Source organism: Collimonas fungivorans, from assembly GCF_001584145.1.
Lineage (GTDB): Bacteria > Pseudomonadota > Gammaproteobacteria > Burkholderiales > Burkholderiaceae_D > Collimonas > Collimonas fungivorans.
Window position 1 is genome coordinate 1,753,275 of sequence record NZ_CP013232.1, and the last position, 16,634, is coordinate 1,769,908.

The following is a 16,634-nucleotide window of genomic DNA, read 5'->3' on the forward strand; positions in this document are numbered from 1 at the left end:
AAGAGTCTTGTTTGGCCGGACCTTGCAATTCGCAGAAGCGGGTTGCAAGGTCCCGGAGTCAGGCGCTGGCGTAGGTTTGAGGTAAGCGAGGTAACAACAGATGGAAACCATCCTGGAAATGCGCGGGATCGGGAAGACATTCCCGGGAGTCAAAGCATTGGACAATGTCAACCTGGCAGTCCGTAACGGCGAGATCCACGCCGTGGTCGGTGAAAACGGCGCCGGAAAATCCACCTTGATGAAAGTATTGAGCGGCGTCTATCCGCACGGTTCCTATACCGGCGAGATCCGCTTCGAAGGCATGGCGCGGCAGTTCGACGGCATCGCCGACAGCGAAAAGATCGGCATCATCATCATCCACCAGGAATTGGCGCTGGTGCCGCTGCTGTCGATTACGGAGAACATTTTCCTCGGCAACGAACAGGCTACAAACGGCGTGATCGATTGGGAAGTTTCCTACGCCAAGACCAAGGAACTGCTGGCCAAGGTCGGCCTGAAGGAATCGCCCAGCACGCTGATCACCAACCTCGGCGTCGGCAAGCAACAGCTGATTGAAATCGCCAAGGCGCTGTCGAAGCAGGTCAAGCTGCTGATCCTCGACGAACCGACCGCCAGCCTGAACGAAAGCGACAGCGACGCCTTGCTGGATTTGCTGCTGGAGCTCAAGGCGCAGGGTATTTCCTCCATCCTGATTTCCCACAAGCTCAACGAAATTTCCAAGGTCGCCGATTCGATCACGATCCTGCGCGACGGCTCCACGGTCGATACCCTGGATTGCCACAAGGAAGTGATCAGCGAAGACCGTATCATCCAGAACATGGTCGGACGTGAGATGGCGGACCGCTATCCCAAGCGCAACCCGGATATCGGCGAGACCATATTCGAGGTAAAGCAATGGTCTGTCCACCACCCGATCCATCCTGAACGGCAGGTGATCAAGGGTGTCGATTTCCATGTCAAGAAAGGCGAGATCGTCGGCATCGCCGGCTTGATGGGGGCCGGCCGCACCGAACTGGCGATGAGCATTTTCGGCCGTGCCTACGGCCAGCGCATCAGCGGCAAGGTGTTTTTGCGCGGCAAGGAAATCGACGTCAGCAACGTGCAAAAAGCCATCGACAACGGCATTGCCTATGTCACCGAAGACAGGAAAGGCTACGGCCTGATCCTTGACCAGGATATCAAGAAGAACATCACGCTGGCCAATCTGAACGGCATTGCGGACAGCAGCGTGATCGACGAAGGGCGCGAGTATGCGGTCGCCGCCGATTACCGGCGCCAGCTGAAGATACGCTGCTCGAACGTGTTCCAGAAAGTGCTGAACCTGTCCGGCGGCAACCAGCAGAAAGTGGTGCTCAGCAAGTGGCTGTTTTCCAACCCCGACGTGCTGATCCTGGACGAACCGACGCGCGGCATCGACGTCGGCGCCAAGTACGAGATCTACACCATCATCGACCAGCTGGCCCGCGAAGGCAAATGCATCATCATGATTTCATCGGAAATGCCGGAACTGCTGGGCATGTGCGACCGCATCTATGTCATGAACGAGGGAAAATTTGTCGGCGAAATGGCGGCGGCGGAAGCATCCCAGGAAAGAATCATGCGCAGCATAGTGAGAAATGAGTGCGTAAAGTGAAGAACGGAGACAACTGAAATGAACCAAGATATAGCAGCGCCGGCAGCCAGCGAAAACCGGCCCCAGCCCGCAGCCGAAAAGAAGGAATACAACGGCTTCCTGAAGAACAACATGCGTGAATACGGCATGCTGATGTCGCTGATCGCGATCATGGCGTTTTTCCAGTACATGACCAACGGCACCCTGATGCAGCCGCTGAACCTGACCAACCTGGTGCTGCAGAACAGCTATATCGTCATCATGGCGCTCGGCATGCTGATGGTCATCGTGGCCGGCCATATCGATTTGTCGGTGGGGTCGGTAGTCGGATTCATCGGCGCTCTGGCGGCGGTACTGATCGTCAACCTGCACATGAATTTCGTACTGGCCAGCATCCTGTGCATCCTGGCCGGCGCCGTGATCGGCGCGGCCCAAGGATATTGGGTAGCGTTTTTCAAGATACCTTCGTTCATCGTCACCCTGGCCGGCATGCTGGTGTTCAAGGGATTGACGCTGGCGCTGCTGCAGGGGCAATCGATAGGACCGTTCCCCGACGATTTCCAGATGCTCAGTTCGGGCTTCATCCCGGATCTCTTCAGCGCAGCCGACTTGCGCATCACTTCCCTGCTGGTAGGCGTGGCGGTCGCCGCCATCATGATCTTTGTCAAGGTCCGTGCCCGCACCAAGCAGACCAAGCATGGCATGGAAGATGAACCTTATGTGTTCTTCATCTTGAAGAACGCCGTGTTTGCCGCCGTCATCATCTTCTTCAGCTATCTGCTGGCGTCCTATAAAGGCATGCCGAATGTGCTGATCATCATGTTCCTGCTGATGGTGGTGTATACCTTCGTCGCTAACCGCACCACGATCGGACGCCGCATCTATGCGGTCGGCGGCAACGAGAAGGCCGCCAAGCTGTCCGGCATCAAGACTTCGCGCGTATCGTTTTACACCTTCATCAACATGGGCATGCTGGCTGCGCTGGCAGGGCTGATTTTCGCGGCCCGCCTCAATACCGCTACACCCAAGGCCGGCACCGGTTTCGAGCTGGACGTGATTGCAGCCTGCTTCATCGGCGGCGCGTCGGCTTCCGGCGGCGTCGGCAAGGTCATGGGAGCGGTGATCGGCGCTTTCGTGATGGGCGTGATGAACAATGGCATGTCGATCATGGGCATCGGCATCGATTATCAGCAGGTGATCAAGGGGCTGGTGTTGCTGGCCGCGGTATTTGTCGACGTCTACAACAAGAACAAATAACAAGGCGGCTGCGCTTATTCGCCATTATTAACTGCGGCCGGCGATTTTTCATATTTCAATTTTAAAGCTGGCGTCCGTCCCGATGCGGATGGATGCCGCCCCGACAATTTCAAGAGGAAGCCAAAGATGACTGTCGATAAAAAGCATCCGCTCCAGAATACACGCCCGTTGCGTTCGGCCGAATGGTTCGGCAGCAACGACAAGAACGGCATGATGTACCGCAGCTGGATGAAGAACCAGGGAATTCCCGACCACGAATTCCAGGGCAAGCCCATCATCGGCATCTGCAATACCTGGTCGGAACTGACACCGTGCAACGCCCATTTCCGCAAGATCGCCGAACACGTCAAGCGCGGCATTTCGGAAGCAGGCGGATTCCCGGTGGAGTTCCCGGTATTTTCCAACGGCGAATCGAACCTGCGGCCGACCGCCATGCTGACCCGCAACCTGGCCAGCATGGATGTAGAAGAATCGATCCGCGGCAATCCGATGGATGCGGTAGTGCTGCTGGTGGGCTGCGACAAGACTACGCCGGCCTTGCTGATGGGCGCCGCCAGCTGCGATATTCCGGCGATCGTGGTGACCGGCGGCCCGATGCTGAACGGCAAACACGAAGGCAAGGACCTGGGTTCCGGCACCGCCGTCTGGCAGCTGAGTGAAGCGGTCAAGGGCGGCGAGATCAGCATGCACCAGTTCCTGGCGGCCGAAGCCGGCATGTCGCGCTCGGCCGGTACCTGCAACACCATGGGCACGGCTTCGACCATGGCCTGCATGGCCGAGGCGCTGGGCACATCGCTGCCGCACAATGCGGCGATTCCGGCAGTCGATGCGCGTCGTTATGTGCTGGCGCACATGTCGGGCATGCGGATTGTCGACATGGTGTGGGAAGACCTGCGCTTGTCGAAAATACTGACCCGCGAAGCGTTTGAAAACGCGATCCGGGTGAATGCCGCGATCGGCGGCTCGACCAACGCCGTGATCCACCTGAAGGCGATCGCCGCCCGCATCGGCGTGCCGCTGGAACTGGAAGATTGGACTCGCATCGGCCGCGGCACGCCGACCCTGGTCGACCTGCAGCCGTCCGGCCGCTTCCTGATGGAAGAGTTTTATTACGCCGGCGGTTTGCCCGGCGTACTGCGCCGCCTGGGCGAAGCGGGACTGCTGCCGCACAAGGACGCCTTGACGGTGAACGGCAAGTCGCTGTGGGAAAACAACCAGGACGCGCCTATCTATAACGATGAAGTGATCCGCGTCATCGACAAGCCCCTGATCGCCGACGGCGGCATCTGCATCCTGCGCGGCAACCTGGCGCCGCGCGGCGCAGTGCTCAAGCCGTCTGCCGCCACGCCGGCACTGATGCAGCATCGCGGCAAGGCGGTAGTGTTCGAAGACTTCGCGCATTACAAGGCGCGCATCAACGATCCCGAACTGGAAGTCGACGCCAGCTCGGTGCTGGTGATGAAAAATTGCGGCCCCAAGGGTTATCCCGGCATGGCCGAGGTCGGCAACATGGGTTTGCCGCCGAAACTGCTGGCGCAGGGCATCAAGGACATGGTGCGGATTTCGGATGCCCGCATGAGCGGCACCGCCTACGGCACCGTGGTGCTGCACGTGGCGCCGGAAGCGGCCGCCGGCGGCCCGTTGGGCATCGTGCAGGATGGCGACTGGATAGAACTGGATTGCGCCGGCGGCCGTTTGCACCTGGATATCAGCGACGCCGAAATGGCGCAGCGCCAGGTGGCAAGGGAAGCGGTGAACGCTGCAGCGGTGACGGCGCACAGCGGCTACCAGCGTCTGTACATAGACCGGGTATTGCAGGCCGACGAAGGCTGCGATTTCGATTTCCTGGTCGGCTGCCGCGGCTCGGCCGTACCTAAGCACTCCCACTAAGTGCAGTCGTAGGGTGGGCACGCTTTTGTGCCCACGCTGTTTTGATATCCGCGTGGGCACAAAAGCGTGCCCACCCTACAATTAATTTCGTGACGTTAGTAAATGGGAGAAACACATGTTGTTGATTCAATTCAAGCAGGCCGACGGCCAGCGCCGGATCGGCGTACTGGAAGACGACGGCCGCAAAATCCATGTGGTGGAAGGCTTTGCCTCGACTTACGCTCTGGCGCAAGCGGCGATTGCCGGCAGCCGTTCATTGCAAGAACTTGCCGCTGCCGCGCTCGGCGGCACCGTGCTGGATTACGCTGAGGTAGCGCAAGCCGGGCGCCTGCTGCCGCCGCTGGATCACGGCGACAGCGCCCATTGCTACGTCACCGGCACCGGCCTGACCCACCTGGGCAGCGCCGACGGCCGCGACGCCATGCACAAGAAAATCAGCGATGTCGACAGCCTGACCGACAGCATGAAGATGTTCCGCATGGGCCTGGAAGGCGGCAAGCCGCAGCCGGGAACAGCGGGCGTGCAGCCGGAATGGTTCTACAAAGGCGACGGCAGCATCGTCTGCGCCGGCGAACAGGCGCTGACGATGCCGCATTTTGCGCTGGATGGCGGCGAAGAGCCTGAGATCGCCGCGTTGTATGTGATTGGACCGGACGGCACGCCATGCCGGCTTGGTTTTGCGATCGGCAACGAATTTTCCGACCATGTCACCGAGCGCCAGAATTACCTCTACCTGGCGCACTCCAAGCTGCGCGTCTGCGCGGTCGGCCCGGCCTTGCTGCTGGGAGATTTGCCGCCGCACGTGGAAGGCATGTCGCGCATCCGCGACATCAGCGGCCGGGTCCGCTGGGAAAAACCTTTTGTCAGCGGCGAAGAGAACATGTCGCACACCGTGGCCAACCTGGAGCACCACCATTTCAAATATCCGCTGTTCCGGCGTCCGGGCGATGTGCATATCCATTTCTTCGGCACCGCCACCCTGAGCTGTTCGGATGGCATCCAGGTGGCGCCGGGAGAAACATTCGAGATCGACGTCGCTGCCTTCGGGCCGCCGCTGCGCAACCGGCTTGCGGTCGAGACCTTGCCAGCGCCGCGCATCCGTCAGTTGTAAACTGTTCGCTGCATGCCGCAATCCGGCACTGCAGCCTTTCAATTTTAGGAAAAGCATGGACCTCAGTATGAATATTACGGGCGAATCCCTGATCGGCGCCTCCCGTATCAAAGGCGGCGGCGCTGCCTTTTTTGCTTTTAATCCCGCTACCGCAAGCGATATCGAACCGGCATTCCATACCGCCGGCAAAGTCGAAATCGACTGCGCCTGCGATCTTGCGCGCATTGCTTTCGATCCTTACCGCGCGACCGATCCGGAAACGCGCGCCCGTTTCCTGGAAAGCATCGCTGCCAATATCCTGGCGCTCGGCGACCAACTGATAGAACGTGCGATGAGCGAAAGCGGCTTGCCGCGCGCCCGGCTGGAAGGCGAACGCGGCCGCACCATGGGGCAGCTCAAACTGTTTGCCGAAGTGCTGCGCGAAGGTTCCTGGCAGGATGCGCGCATCGACCCGGCGCTGCCGGAGCGCCAGCCCTTGCCGCGTGTCGACCTGCGCTTGCGCATGATTGCGCTGGGGCCGGTGGCGGTGTTCGGCGCCAGCAATTTTCCGCTGGCGTTTTCAGTCGCCGGCGGCGATACCGCGGCGGCGCTGGCGGCGGGTTGCCCGGTGGTAGTCAAAGCCCATCCGGCCCATCCAGGTACCTCGGAACTGGTTGGCCGGGCGATCCAGCAAGCGGTGGCGGCAGCGGGTTTGCCGGAAGGCGTGTTTTCCCTGCTGACAGGCGTCGGCAACGAACTCGGCATCGCGCTGGTCCGGCAGCCGGCGATCCAGGCGGTAGGTTTTACCGGCTCGCGCCAGGGCGGGCTGGCCTTGATGGCGGCGGCTGCCGCACGGCCGCAACCGATTCCGGTGTATGCCGAAATGAGCAGCATCAATCCAGTGTTTCTACTGCCGCAGGCACTGGCCGGCAAGGCTGAAGCGCTGGCTGCGGCGTTTGTCGATTCGCTGGTGCTGGGCGTCGGCCAGTTCTGCACCAATCCCGGCCTGGTGCTGGCGCTGCAAGGACCGGATCTTGAGCGTTTCAGCGCCGCGGCTGCGGCGCAGCTGGCGCAGCGCAATGCCGCCACTATGCTGACGGCCGGCATCCATCACGCCTATCAAAACGGCGTCAGTCGCCTTGCCGCCAATTCCCGGGTGCGCCAGCTGAGCCAAGGCGTCGCCGGCGATGCCGCCGGCAGCGGCGTGCCGGCATTGTTCAGCACCAGCGCCCAGGATTTCCTGGCCGATCCGCATTTGTCGGAAGAGATATTCGGACCCGCGTCATTGCTGGTCGCCTGCCGCGACCTGGGCGAGATGTTTGCCGTAGCAGAGCACCTGGAAGGGCAGTTGACCGCGACGCTGCAGATGACAGACGGCGACCATGAAACCGTACGCGGATTGCTGCCTATCCTGGAGCGCAAGGTTGGACGGATCCTGGCCAATGGTTTTCCGACCGGGGTCGAGGTATCGTATTCGATGGTCCATGGCGGGCCGTTCCCGGCGACATCGGACAGCCGCGCCACCTCGGTCGGCACGGCAGCCATCCAGCGTTTCCTGCGCCCGGTTTCCTACCAGAACCTGCCGCAAGACTTGTTGCCCGCAGCCGTCCAGGACAGCAATCCGCTGGCGATCTGGCAGCGCATCAACGGTCAATTGAAAAAATAAGCTGAACTCATCGGCATAACACCGGAATAACACAGGAGTTGACATGTCCGCAGTAAAAGATACGCAGCTGGCGCATTTCCCCAGCCTGAAAGGCAAGAATGTATTCATCACCGGCGGCGGCAGCGGCATCGGCGCGGCGATTGTCGGCGCGTTTGCCGAGCAGGGCGCGCGCGTGGCTTTCGTCGATATCGAGACCGCAGCCAGCGAAGCGTTATGCGAGCAGCTGGCAACGGCAGGCTTGCCCAAGCCGTTGTTCCGTCATTGCGATATCCGCGACATCGCGGCATTGCAGTCGACCATCGAAGGATTGGCGCAAGAGCTGGGCGATTTCGATGTGCTGGTCAACAATGCGGCCAACGATCAGCGCCATCAGTGGGAAGAAGTGACCGTCGATTACTGGAACGACCGCATCGCCATCAACCAGCGGCCGATGTTCTTTACCTGCCAGGCGGTGGCGCCCGGCATGCGCAAGAAGGGCGGCGGTTCGATCATCAACCTCAGCTCGATCAGCTGGCATCTGTCGAACGGCGGCTACCCGGTGTACACCACGGCCAAGGCGGCGGTAGTCGGCCTGACCCGCGGCCTGGCGCGCGACCTCGGGCCGCACAATATCCGCGTCAATACCGTGTCGCCGGGCTGGGTCATGACTGAAAGGCAGATCGCTCTGTGGCTGGATGCCGCCGGCGAGGAAGACATCAAGCGCAACCAGTGCCTGCCTGGGAAACTGCAGCCTTGGCACCTGGCGCGCATGGTGCTGTTCCTGGCTGCGGACGACAGTGCGATGTGCACTGCCCAGGAATTCATCGTCGATGCCGGCTGGGCCTGAAGAAAAGGCCGCGCTTCAGTAAATCTGCGTCGCCACCTCACGGATCGTCTGCTGCAAAATCTTGGCGCCCGGCGACAGGATCTGCAGGCGGCGCGTGATGATGCCGAAACCATCCATCTTGCACGGCAGCTCGATCGGCAGTATCGCCAGCACGTTGACCTGGGCGTAAAAGCGCGCCACTTCGGCCGGCATCACATGCAGGAAATCGGTTTGCTGCAACAGGCTGCTGATCACCAGTATCGCGGTGGTGTCGACCACATTCGCCGGCGGCGCCAGGCCATCCTTGTGGAACATCATGTCGACCCGGTGGCGCAGGATGCTGCCCTTGGGCGGCAGGATCCAGCCGGCGTCGGCGATATCCTTCAATTGCAGGTTCGAGACATGGCGCAGCGGATGGTCGACCCGCGCCACTGCGCACACCGGCTCGTCCGACAGCTCTTCGTATTCGAGGTTGCGGTTGTCTTCCTGGTCCAGGATGCGCGCCACCAGGAAATCGAGCGAGCCGCGCTGCAGCCGCTCCAGCAAGATATTGCTGCTCTCGACCTCGACCCCGATGCGCAGCATCGGCGCCTGCTGCTTGAGCCGCGCAATCGCCGGCGGCAGCAGCACCATGCCCGGCGACAGGATCGCACCGACATTGACTTGCCCCGACAGGCCGGATTTCAGCGCGGTGATGTCGTCATGCGCGTGCGACAGGCTGGTCAGCGCCATGCGTGAATGGCGGATCATCGCCTCGCCGTAGATGGTCGGCCGCATGCCGCGCGGCAGCCGCTCGAACAGCTGTACATCGAGCATGTCTTCCAGGTCCTTGAGCTGCTTGGAGGCGGCCGGCTGCGTCATGTTGAGCGCTTCCGCCGCGCGGTGGATATTGCGTTCCTCGTCCAGCGCGATCAGCAAGAGCAGCTGGCGGGTTTTAAGGCGCGCGCGCAGAAACCAGTTGGTGTCGTTGGTAGGCATTGTCGTCTCGCTGGTTGGTTTTTTTATATGCCGCTCGCTCAATCCTTTGATCTTTCCAGTTTGGCGAAGCTCCCAAAATGATACCAAATACAGTATTGATGTAGTGGAAAAATTCATTGGATCGATATCAATCGAATCCTTACTATGAGCCCACATTCACGCAGGTTTGCCGCCTCCAGGTACAGGGGGCAGGCCGGCAGTGGATGAATTCATAATAATTTCAAGGAGACGACAACATGATTCTTTCCAAAACCCTTGCTGCGGCTAGCCTGTTAGGCCTGGTCGCCGCAGCCTCTAGCCAGGCGCAAGCGCAGACCAATGTCACCATCTACGGACGCGTCGATGCCGGCATCGATTTCCAGAGCGGCGTCGCGCTGAAGGACGCCAACGGCAACCAGACCGGCGCCACCGGCAGCAAGTTCGGCACTTCCGGCAACCAGTGGGGCACCAGCATGTTCGGCTTCAAGGGCACGGAAGACCTGGGCGGCGGGCTCGGCGCCTTCTTCCTGCTGGAGTCCGGCTTCAACGCGCCTACCGGGCAGACCAACGGCAGCGCATTGTTCAACCGCCGTTCCTACGTCGGCCTGAACGGCAGCGCGGGCTCCATCAAGTTCGGCAAGAACCTGTTCATCGTCAACGATGTCTGGTACCTGGATCCGACCGGCCAGCAATTCATCGGCACCGCCAACCTGGTCAAGGGCCGCAACTGGCCGGGCGCCAACAATGTGATCGAATACCAGACTCCGACCTGGAGCGGCTTCAATGCCACCGTGCAGACCAGCCTGGGCGAACAGGCCGGCTCGACCCGCAACGGCCGCAGCGACGGCGTCTCGCTGGTGTATACCAACGCCGGGCTGGAACTGCGCGCCATCTATGACGTGATCCGCGACGTCAACGGCAAATACAGCGATATCTACGCCGCGTCCAAGGACCTGATCGTGGGCGGCACCTACACCATCGATGCCTTGAAACTGTTCGCCGCTTATGAAAACGTGTCGGCGCCGGACAGCGTTGCCGGCAGCCCCGACAAGATCCAGCATTACTGGATCGGCGCCAACTACGTGCTGACGCCGGCGCTGACCTTGATCGGCGGCGCTTTCCACGCCAAGCTGAACAACGACGGCGGCAGCGGCAACCTGTTCATGCTGGGCGCCAATTACAACCTGTCCAAGCGCACCTTGCTGTACGCCAGCGTCGGTACCGTGCGCAACAAGGGCAATGCCGATTTTTCGGTCGAAATGAGCGGCGACAATCCACTGGCCGGACATAGCCAGAATGGCGGCTACCTGGGCGTCAGCCATTCTTTCTAGAGCCCGGCTTTGAGGTAAGCTGTGGGTTCTGCGCAACATCACAACGAGGTCGTCAAGACCTCGTTGGCATTTCAAGAAGGATGGAGACATGAGCACCGAGATAGCCACCGCCAGCCTGCTGTTTGACGGCAAGCACCTGCTGGGAGAAGGAGTGTTGTGGTGTGATCGCACGCAACGCCTGTTCTGGACCGATATCCTCGGCGCCAGCCTGTGGTGCCACGATCCGGCCGCAGGCACGACCCGCAATTGGCCGATGCCGGAACGGCTGGCGACGTTTGCCCTGACCGCAGACGACGACCGCCTGCTGCTGGGGCTGGCCTCGCAACTGGCCTGGTTCAGTTTTTCCAGTAATGCCGTGACGCCGATTTGCGCGGTCGAGGCCGACTTGCCGCACACCCGGCTGAACGATGGCCGCTGCGATCGCTTCGGACGTTTCGTGTTCGGCACCAAGAACGATGCCCCCGGCCTGGCGCGCTGCTGCAGTTTCTACCGGCTCAATACCGACCTGACGCTGGAGCGCCTGGCGCTGCCGATGGTGGCAATCAGCAACAGTATCTGCTTCAGCCCGGATGGCCGCACCATGTATTACTGCGACTCTCCCAGCAAGACGATACGCTGCTGCGACTATGACACCAGTACCGGCGCCACCAGCAACGATCGCCTGTTTGCCGACTTGCAGGAGCAGCCGGGCGAACCTGATGGTTCAACCGTGGATAGCGAGGGTTACCTGTGGAACGCGCAGTGGGGCGGCCATCGCGTGCTGCGTTTTGCGCCGGACGGCAGCATCGACCGCATGGTGCGGATGCCGGTGGCGCAGCCCAGCTGCGTGGCATTGGGTGGCGCGGCCCTGGATACCTTGTATGTGACGAGTGCGCGCGAATCGCTGTCGGCCGCCGCCTTGCTGGCTGAACCGGCCGCCGGCGGTCTGTTCCAGCTGCATTTGCCTGGCGTGCGTGGTTTGCCGGAGGGGCGTTTCGGCGGCCGGCTTACAGATAGCTGATGGTCATCACCACCGGACTAAGGGTGGCGCCGGCAGCTGCGGGAGCGACGCGCAGGCCGAGCCGGCTGTTGCCCTGCAAGGCCAGGCGGTAGGCTGTTGCTTCTTCGGTTCCCAACGCTTTGCCGTCGCGCGTCAAGGTAACAATGGAGGCTGCCGAATTGACGGAAGGACCGACGCGCTGGAATGAAACGGCGACAGCGCTGCGTTTGTCGCAGTGAATGTTAATTTGTCCGGCATCGAAGCTGCTGGTGCTGCAAGGCGGCTCGACGATGTTGCCGGTGAAATGAATGATGCCGCCGTTGGCGCTGGCCATGGCGCCTGAAGCCAGGGACAGCAGGGCGGATGCAGCCGCGAGTTTTAACAGGGCGATGTTCATTGTTACTCCTTAGATAGTCAAACCCGCAAATAAGTTTCCATGTAGAAATGGTACTACATGGAAACTTTAGTTGCCAGCGTTTAACTTGTCTTAATCAGGAGAAACGATAAGTTTTGTCTTGAACATTCCTTGTTCTAAAAATCCCGCTTCCGGGATTTACCGTCACGCGGCCAGGATGCGCCCGATCGCCGCGCTGTTGACTGCAATTTTTTCACTGTCTTGATAAAGCAGTTCCACCCGCTGCTGCAGCGGATGCCAGGCTGGCCAACTCTCGGCCTGGTTGCCGCCGTCGGTTGCTTGCGCGGAGGCCGCCGCGGCATCGGCCGCCGCAGCATCGGAAGGTGGCAAGGGCGCGTTCGGATCGAGTACCTGTTCCGCCAGTCCCAAGGTCTTGCTGACCCGCGCAGTGGCCGCATCCAGTTCGCCATTGACTGCATCCTGCGGCAGGCCTTCGGCATTGCGCCGCAACAGCATGCGCAGCGCGGCGACATGGGCGATGACCAGGTAGTTCTGTACGATGAACTGATTCAGGTTTTCCACCGCGCGATGTTTGCTGGCCGGTTCATCGAGCATGCGCACCAGGGTCGACACCAGTTCGGAAATACTGTCGAGGAAGCGCTTGCGGCAGACGCGGTAAATGAAGTCGTCGCGCACCTTGCCTTGCAACAGGTTGTTGCCGGCTTCGAGAAAGCGCTGGTTGCTTTTCAAGACGTTGCGGACCAGCTGCGGCAGCGTGCGGTATTCCCAGCTCGGCAAGACGAAGCTGAACGCGGTGGCGATGGCGGCGCCGATCAAGGTGTCGATCAGGCGCTCGCCGATGACGTGGCCGCTGCTGGGAATCACCAGGTTGATCTGCAGCAGGATTTGCATGCTGGCGGCAATTGCCGTGTAGCGGTACTTGACGTAGATGAAAGCCGGCGCCGCCACGGTGGCCATGAACAGGAAACCGAGCAGGGCCACCGGTTCGTGCACGAAGCGCAGGATCAATGCCGTCGCTACGCAGCCGATCAAGGTGCCGACCAGGCGGTCGCTGCGGCGCTGCTTGGTCTGGCTGAAGCTGGGCTTGAGGATGATGGCGATGGTCAGCACGATCCAGTAGCCGTGGCCGGCATACGGCAAGGCATCCGCCGCCAGCAGGCCGCAGGAAATCGCCAGCGCCGCGCGCACCGCAAAACGAAAGGTCGGCGATTGCCAGCGCAGGTTGGAGACCAGCACGCCGAGCTGGTATTTCTGCTGGGTCAGGAACGGCGTCATGTCCTTGCCCATCAGCACCGGCAGCGGCCCTTGCACGCTTTGGGTGGCGTGGTGCAGCTGGCCGATCATGTCGATTGCATCGCAGATCTTGGTATACGTGGTGCGCAGGATATCCAGCGCTTCTTCGGATACCTTGCCGGCCAGGCTGTCTTGCTGCAGCTGCTGCAGCTCGCTCTCGATCGAACGCATCTCGGCCTTGTAGCTGATGCTGGCGAACGAAGCGCGCTTGCGGGTGATGGCGTAGGCGATGGTTTCGATATCCTTGGCGGCCTTGCTGACCAGGTCGCGCAGGTAAGTCAGGACTTCGGCGTCGGCCAGGTGGCGGCGCAGGATGGCGTAGTCGGTATGGGTCGACAGGATATGTTCATACAGGTCGAACATGCCGAAATGGACTTGCACCAGGATCGCATCTTCCTGGTTCTTGGAGTCGCGCAGGATCAGGTCGCGCGAGGCCTGCTGCTTTTCGGCCAGCACGATCTGCTGGCGCACCAGCGTATTGAACTGGCTGTTGAGGTCGACATGCATGTCGTAGAAATCGGCCTTGATATTGATATAGCGCGCCAGTTCGAACAAGGCTTCGGCCAGCACCTGCTGCTTGATGCGGCTGCGCAGGAACCACGACACCGTCATCGAATAAGCCAGGTAAGCCAGGCCGCCGCCCAGGAACAGGCCGGTATGGAAAAGCGCCTGCTCCACGTTCATGGCGTTTTCCATCGACAAGGTCATCACGAACAGCGCGGAAAACTGCAAGGGCATGGCTTTTTTGCCGTACACCACCATCATGCTGGCCAGGAAAGTGACCACCACCAGCATGATGCTCAGCAGCCAGTGGAACGGCGCGCACAAGCTGATGACCAGGGTGACCACGGTGCACAACAGCACGCTCGACAGCATTTCATTGAACTTGTGGCGCAGCGTGCTGGGCAGGTCCATCAGGCTGGTCGACAAGGCGCCGATGCAGACCGTCATCGCGGTCGGCAGGTCGCTGAACTGCAGCACCAGCAAGGTCAGCCCGACTACGCCCGTGGCGATCCGCAAACCAGTATAGAAATAATGGCTGAAGATAAAGGTGCGCAGATCCAGAGCGTAGTGCATGAGTGTCTTAGCGGTAGCCGGCAAGGCTGAAAGTGTACCGCGTTTGCCACAAAAAATCGGGCAGGAAGGTGCAAAAAAGGCATGAAATCAATCCGGGCTTCCGGCGCTTGGCTTTCCCAGAGGATTTTTACGGCTTTTTTACACTTTGTTTACACCCCTGTCGCGTCTCTTTACGACATTTTTAGAAGCTTCTGTATAGCCTGTCGGTACCGCAACTAATCTGTAATGAGGGTAATGATGGACCTGGTACTGGATGGAATTTATGTCGGCGCGGTGGTGGCGATGTTTGTCGTCACCTGGGCGCTGGCGGTGGGCTGCAAGAAGCTGGAGGATAAGCAATGAACCCGTTTTATGTACTCGGTGCGCTGGTCACCGTGGCGCTGCTGGTATACCTGGTGGTCGCCTTGTTAAAAGCGGAGGACTTCTGATATGACCTCCCAATCCACCATGTTGCTGATCGCTTTCCTGGCAGTGCTGCTGGTGCTGAGCTATCCGCTCGGCAAATTTATCGTGCAGGTCGCCGGCGGCTCTTCCGACCATGCCCCGGTGCCTGGCTTCGGCTGGTTCAACCGCATCGAGCAATGGCTGTACCGTTGTGCCGGCATCCAGGCCAAGTCCGAAATGAACTGGAAGCATTACGCGCTGGCGCTGCTGCTGTTTAACACCATAGGCGCGCTGGCGACTTATGCCCTGCAGCGCTTGCAAGTCTGGCTGCCGCTCAATCCGCAGCATTTTGCCAACGTCAGCCCCGACTCTTCGTTCAATACGGCAGTCAGCTTTATTTCCAATACCAACTGGCAGGGATACGCCGGCGAAGGCACGATGAGCTACCTGACCCAGATGCTGGTGCTGGCAGTACAGAATTTCTTCTCCGCGGCCACCGGCATCTCGGTTGCGTTTGCCTTGATCCGCGGTTTTTCGCGTCATTCGGCACAGTCTATCGGTAATTTCTGGACCGACGTCACGCGTTCCACCGTGTATGTATTGTTGCCGCTGTCGGTGATTTTCTCGGTATTCCTGATCAGCCAGGGCGTGATCCAGAATTTCGATTCGTATAAAGACGCCAACATCGTGCAGTCGCTGGATTATCAGCAGCCTAAAGTCGGCGCCGACGGCCAGCCGCTCATGGGTACCACCGGCGATGCAGCGGGCAAGCCTGTGATGGAAGCCGCCAACACCAAGGTGCAGACTTTGGCGATGGGTCCGGTGGCGTCGCAGGAAGCGATCAAGATGATAGGGACCAACGGCGGCGGTTTCTTTAACGCCAACTCGGCCCATCCCTATGAGAATCCGACGCCTTTGTCGAATTTCATGCAGATGCTGGCGATCTTCCTGATCCCGGCCGCGCTGTGCTTCACGTTCGGTTTCATGGTCGGCGATATCCGCCAGGGCTGGGCGGTGCTGGCGGCGATGACGATCATCTTCGTCATCATGACCGCGGTAGTCATGTATGCGGAACAGCAGCCGCATCCCGGCCTGACCGCGATGGGCATCGACCAGGGCCACAGTTTGCTGCAGTCCGGCGGCAACATGGAAGGCAAGGAAACCCGTTTCGGCATCAGCGCTTCGGCTCTGTTTGCAGCGATCACCACGGCAGCTTCTTGCGGTGCGGTCAATGCCATGCACGATTCGTTCACGGCATTGGGCGGCCTGGTGCCGATGGCCCTGATACAGATGGGTGAAGTGGTGTTCGGCGGCGTCGGTTCAGGCCTGTATGGCATGCTGGTGTTCGCCATCATGGCGGTGTTCATCGCCGGCCTGATGATCGGCCGCACCCCGGAATACCTGGGCAAGAAGATCCAGTCGTTCGAAATGAAGATGACTTCGATTGCGATCCTGGCGACGCCGATACTGGTATTGGCCGGCACCGCGATTGCGGTGATGGCGACAGCCGGCGTAGCAGGCATCCTGAATCCGGGCGCCCATGGCTTCAGCGAAATCCTGTATGCCTTCTCTTCTGCCGCCAACAACAACGGCAGCGCTTTTGCCGGCCTGTCTGCCAACACGCCGTTCTATAACGTGATGCTGGCGATAGCCATGTGGTTCGGACGATTCATCATCATCGTCACGATCCTGGCGATGGCTGGTTCGTTTGCAGCTAAAAAACGGCTGGAGCCCAACTCCGGAACCATGCCTACCCATGGCCCGCTGTTCATCGTGTTGCTGATCGGTGTCGTGGTGCTGGTGGGGGTACTGAACTATGTACCGGCCCTGGCGCTTGGTCCCGTCGTTGAACATCTGCAGATGTTTGCACAGTAAAAATATTTGCGGGACAGAGCCGCCCGGGTAGGGTTTAAGGGC

13 protein-coding genes are annotated in these 16,634 nt (G+C 60.3%); 10 read left to right on the top strand and 3 right to left on the bottom strand.

What is annotated here, in order from left to right; genetic code table 11:
• The first annotated feature begins 100 nt into the window (after positions 1-100).
• The 6 genes from mmsA (at position 101) to CFter6_RS07550 (ending at position 8,341) form a co-directional block, all read left to right on the top strand.
• Complete coding sequence (mmsA, locus tag CFter6_RS07525) at positions 101-1,633, top strand: multiple monosaccharide ABC transporter ATP-binding protein (RefSeq protein ID WP_061539397.1); 1,533 nt, start codon at positions 101-103, stop codon at positions 1,631-1,633.
• 18 nt (positions 1,634-1,651) lie between these two features.
• On the top strand, positions 1,652-2,869 hold the full coding sequence (gene mmsB, locus CFter6_RS07530) for a multiple monosaccharide ABC transporter permease (protein ID WP_014005291.1): 1,218 nt from the start codon (positions 1,652-1,654) through the stop codon (positions 2,867-2,869).
• Between the two features lie 126 nt (positions 2,870-2,995).
• Positions 2,996-4,759, top strand: coding sequence for an IlvD/Edd family dehydratase (locus CFter6_RS07535; RefSeq protein ID WP_061539398.1), 1,764 nt, complete (start codon positions 2,996-2,998; stop codon positions 4,757-4,759).
• Between the two features lie 115 nt (positions 4,760-4,874).
• The gene (gene araD1 / locus CFter6_RS07540; RefSeq protein WP_061539399.1) at positions 4,875-5,870 is read left to right on the top strand and encodes an AraD1 family protein; all 996 of its coding nucleotides are present in this window, start codon (positions 4,875-4,877) and stop codon (positions 5,868-5,870) included.
• 67 nt (positions 5,871-5,937) lie between these two features.
• A complete protein-coding gene (locus tag CFter6_RS07545; protein WP_061539400.1) occupies positions 5,938-7,515 on the top strand; it encodes an aldehyde dehydrogenase (NADP(+)) in 1,578 nt (525 codons plus the stop codon).
• A gap of 43 nt (positions 7,516-7,558) precedes the next feature.
• A complete protein-coding gene (locus tag CFter6_RS07550; protein ID WP_061539401.1) occupies positions 7,559-8,341 on the top strand; it encodes an SDR family NAD(P)-dependent oxidoreductase in 783 nt (260 codons plus the stop codon).
• A gap of 15 nt (positions 8,342-8,356) precedes the next feature.
• On the opposite strand, the gene CFter6_RS07555 is transcribed toward CFter6_RS07550, so the two are convergent.
• Positions 8,357-9,298: a LysR family transcriptional regulator gene (locus CFter6_RS07555; protein ID WP_061539402.1), complete on the bottom strand. Its 942-nt coding sequence runs from the start codon at positions 9,296-9,298 to the stop codon at positions 8,357-8,359.
• Between the two features lie 236 nt (positions 9,299-9,534).
• Between CFter6_RS07555 and CFter6_RS07560 the strand changes: the two genes are divergently transcribed.
• Positions 9,535-10,608, top strand: a complete 1,074-nt coding sequence (locus CFter6_RS07560; protein ID WP_061539403.1) for a porin — start codon at positions 9,535-9,537, stop codon at positions 10,606-10,608.
• A gap of 88 nt (positions 10,609-10,696) precedes the next feature.
• Positions 10,697-11,608: an SMP-30/gluconolactonase/LRE family protein gene (locus CFter6_RS07565; protein ID WP_061539404.1), complete on the top strand. Its 912-nt coding sequence runs from the start codon at positions 10,697-10,699 to the stop codon at positions 11,606-11,608.
• On the opposite strand, the gene CFter6_RS07570 is transcribed toward CFter6_RS07565, so the two are convergent.
• Both CFter6_RS07570 and CFter6_RS07575 read right to left on the bottom strand, forming a co-directional pair.
• On the bottom strand, positions 11,595-11,984 hold the full coding sequence (locus CFter6_RS07570; protein ID WP_061539405.1) for a hypothetical protein: 390 nt from the start codon (positions 11,982-11,984) through the stop codon (positions 11,595-11,597). The genes CFter6_RS07565 and CFter6_RS07570 overlap by 14 nt on opposite strands.
• A 162-nt stretch (positions 11,985-12,146) precedes the next feature.
• On the bottom strand, positions 12,147-14,333 hold the full coding sequence (locus tag CFter6_RS07575; RefSeq protein ID WP_061539406.1) for an FUSC family membrane protein: 2,187 nt from the start codon (positions 14,331-14,333) through the stop codon (positions 12,147-12,149).
• Positions 14,334-14,671: 338 nt separating this feature from the next.
• Between CFter6_RS07575 and kdpF the strand changes: the two genes are divergently transcribed.
• Both kdpF and kdpA read left to right on the top strand, forming a co-directional pair.
• A complete protein-coding gene (kdpF, locus tag CFter6_RS07580; protein WP_061539407.1) occupies positions 14,672-14,761 on the top strand; it encodes a K(+)-transporting ATPase subunit F in 90 nt (29 codons plus the stop codon).
• 1 nt (position 14,762) lies between these two features.
• Complete coding sequence (kdpA, locus tag CFter6_RS07585; protein WP_061539408.1) at positions 14,763-16,592, top strand: potassium-transporting ATPase subunit KdpA; 1,830 nt, start codon at positions 14,763-14,765, stop codon at positions 16,590-16,592.
• Positions 16,593-16,634 lie beyond the last annotated feature (42 nt).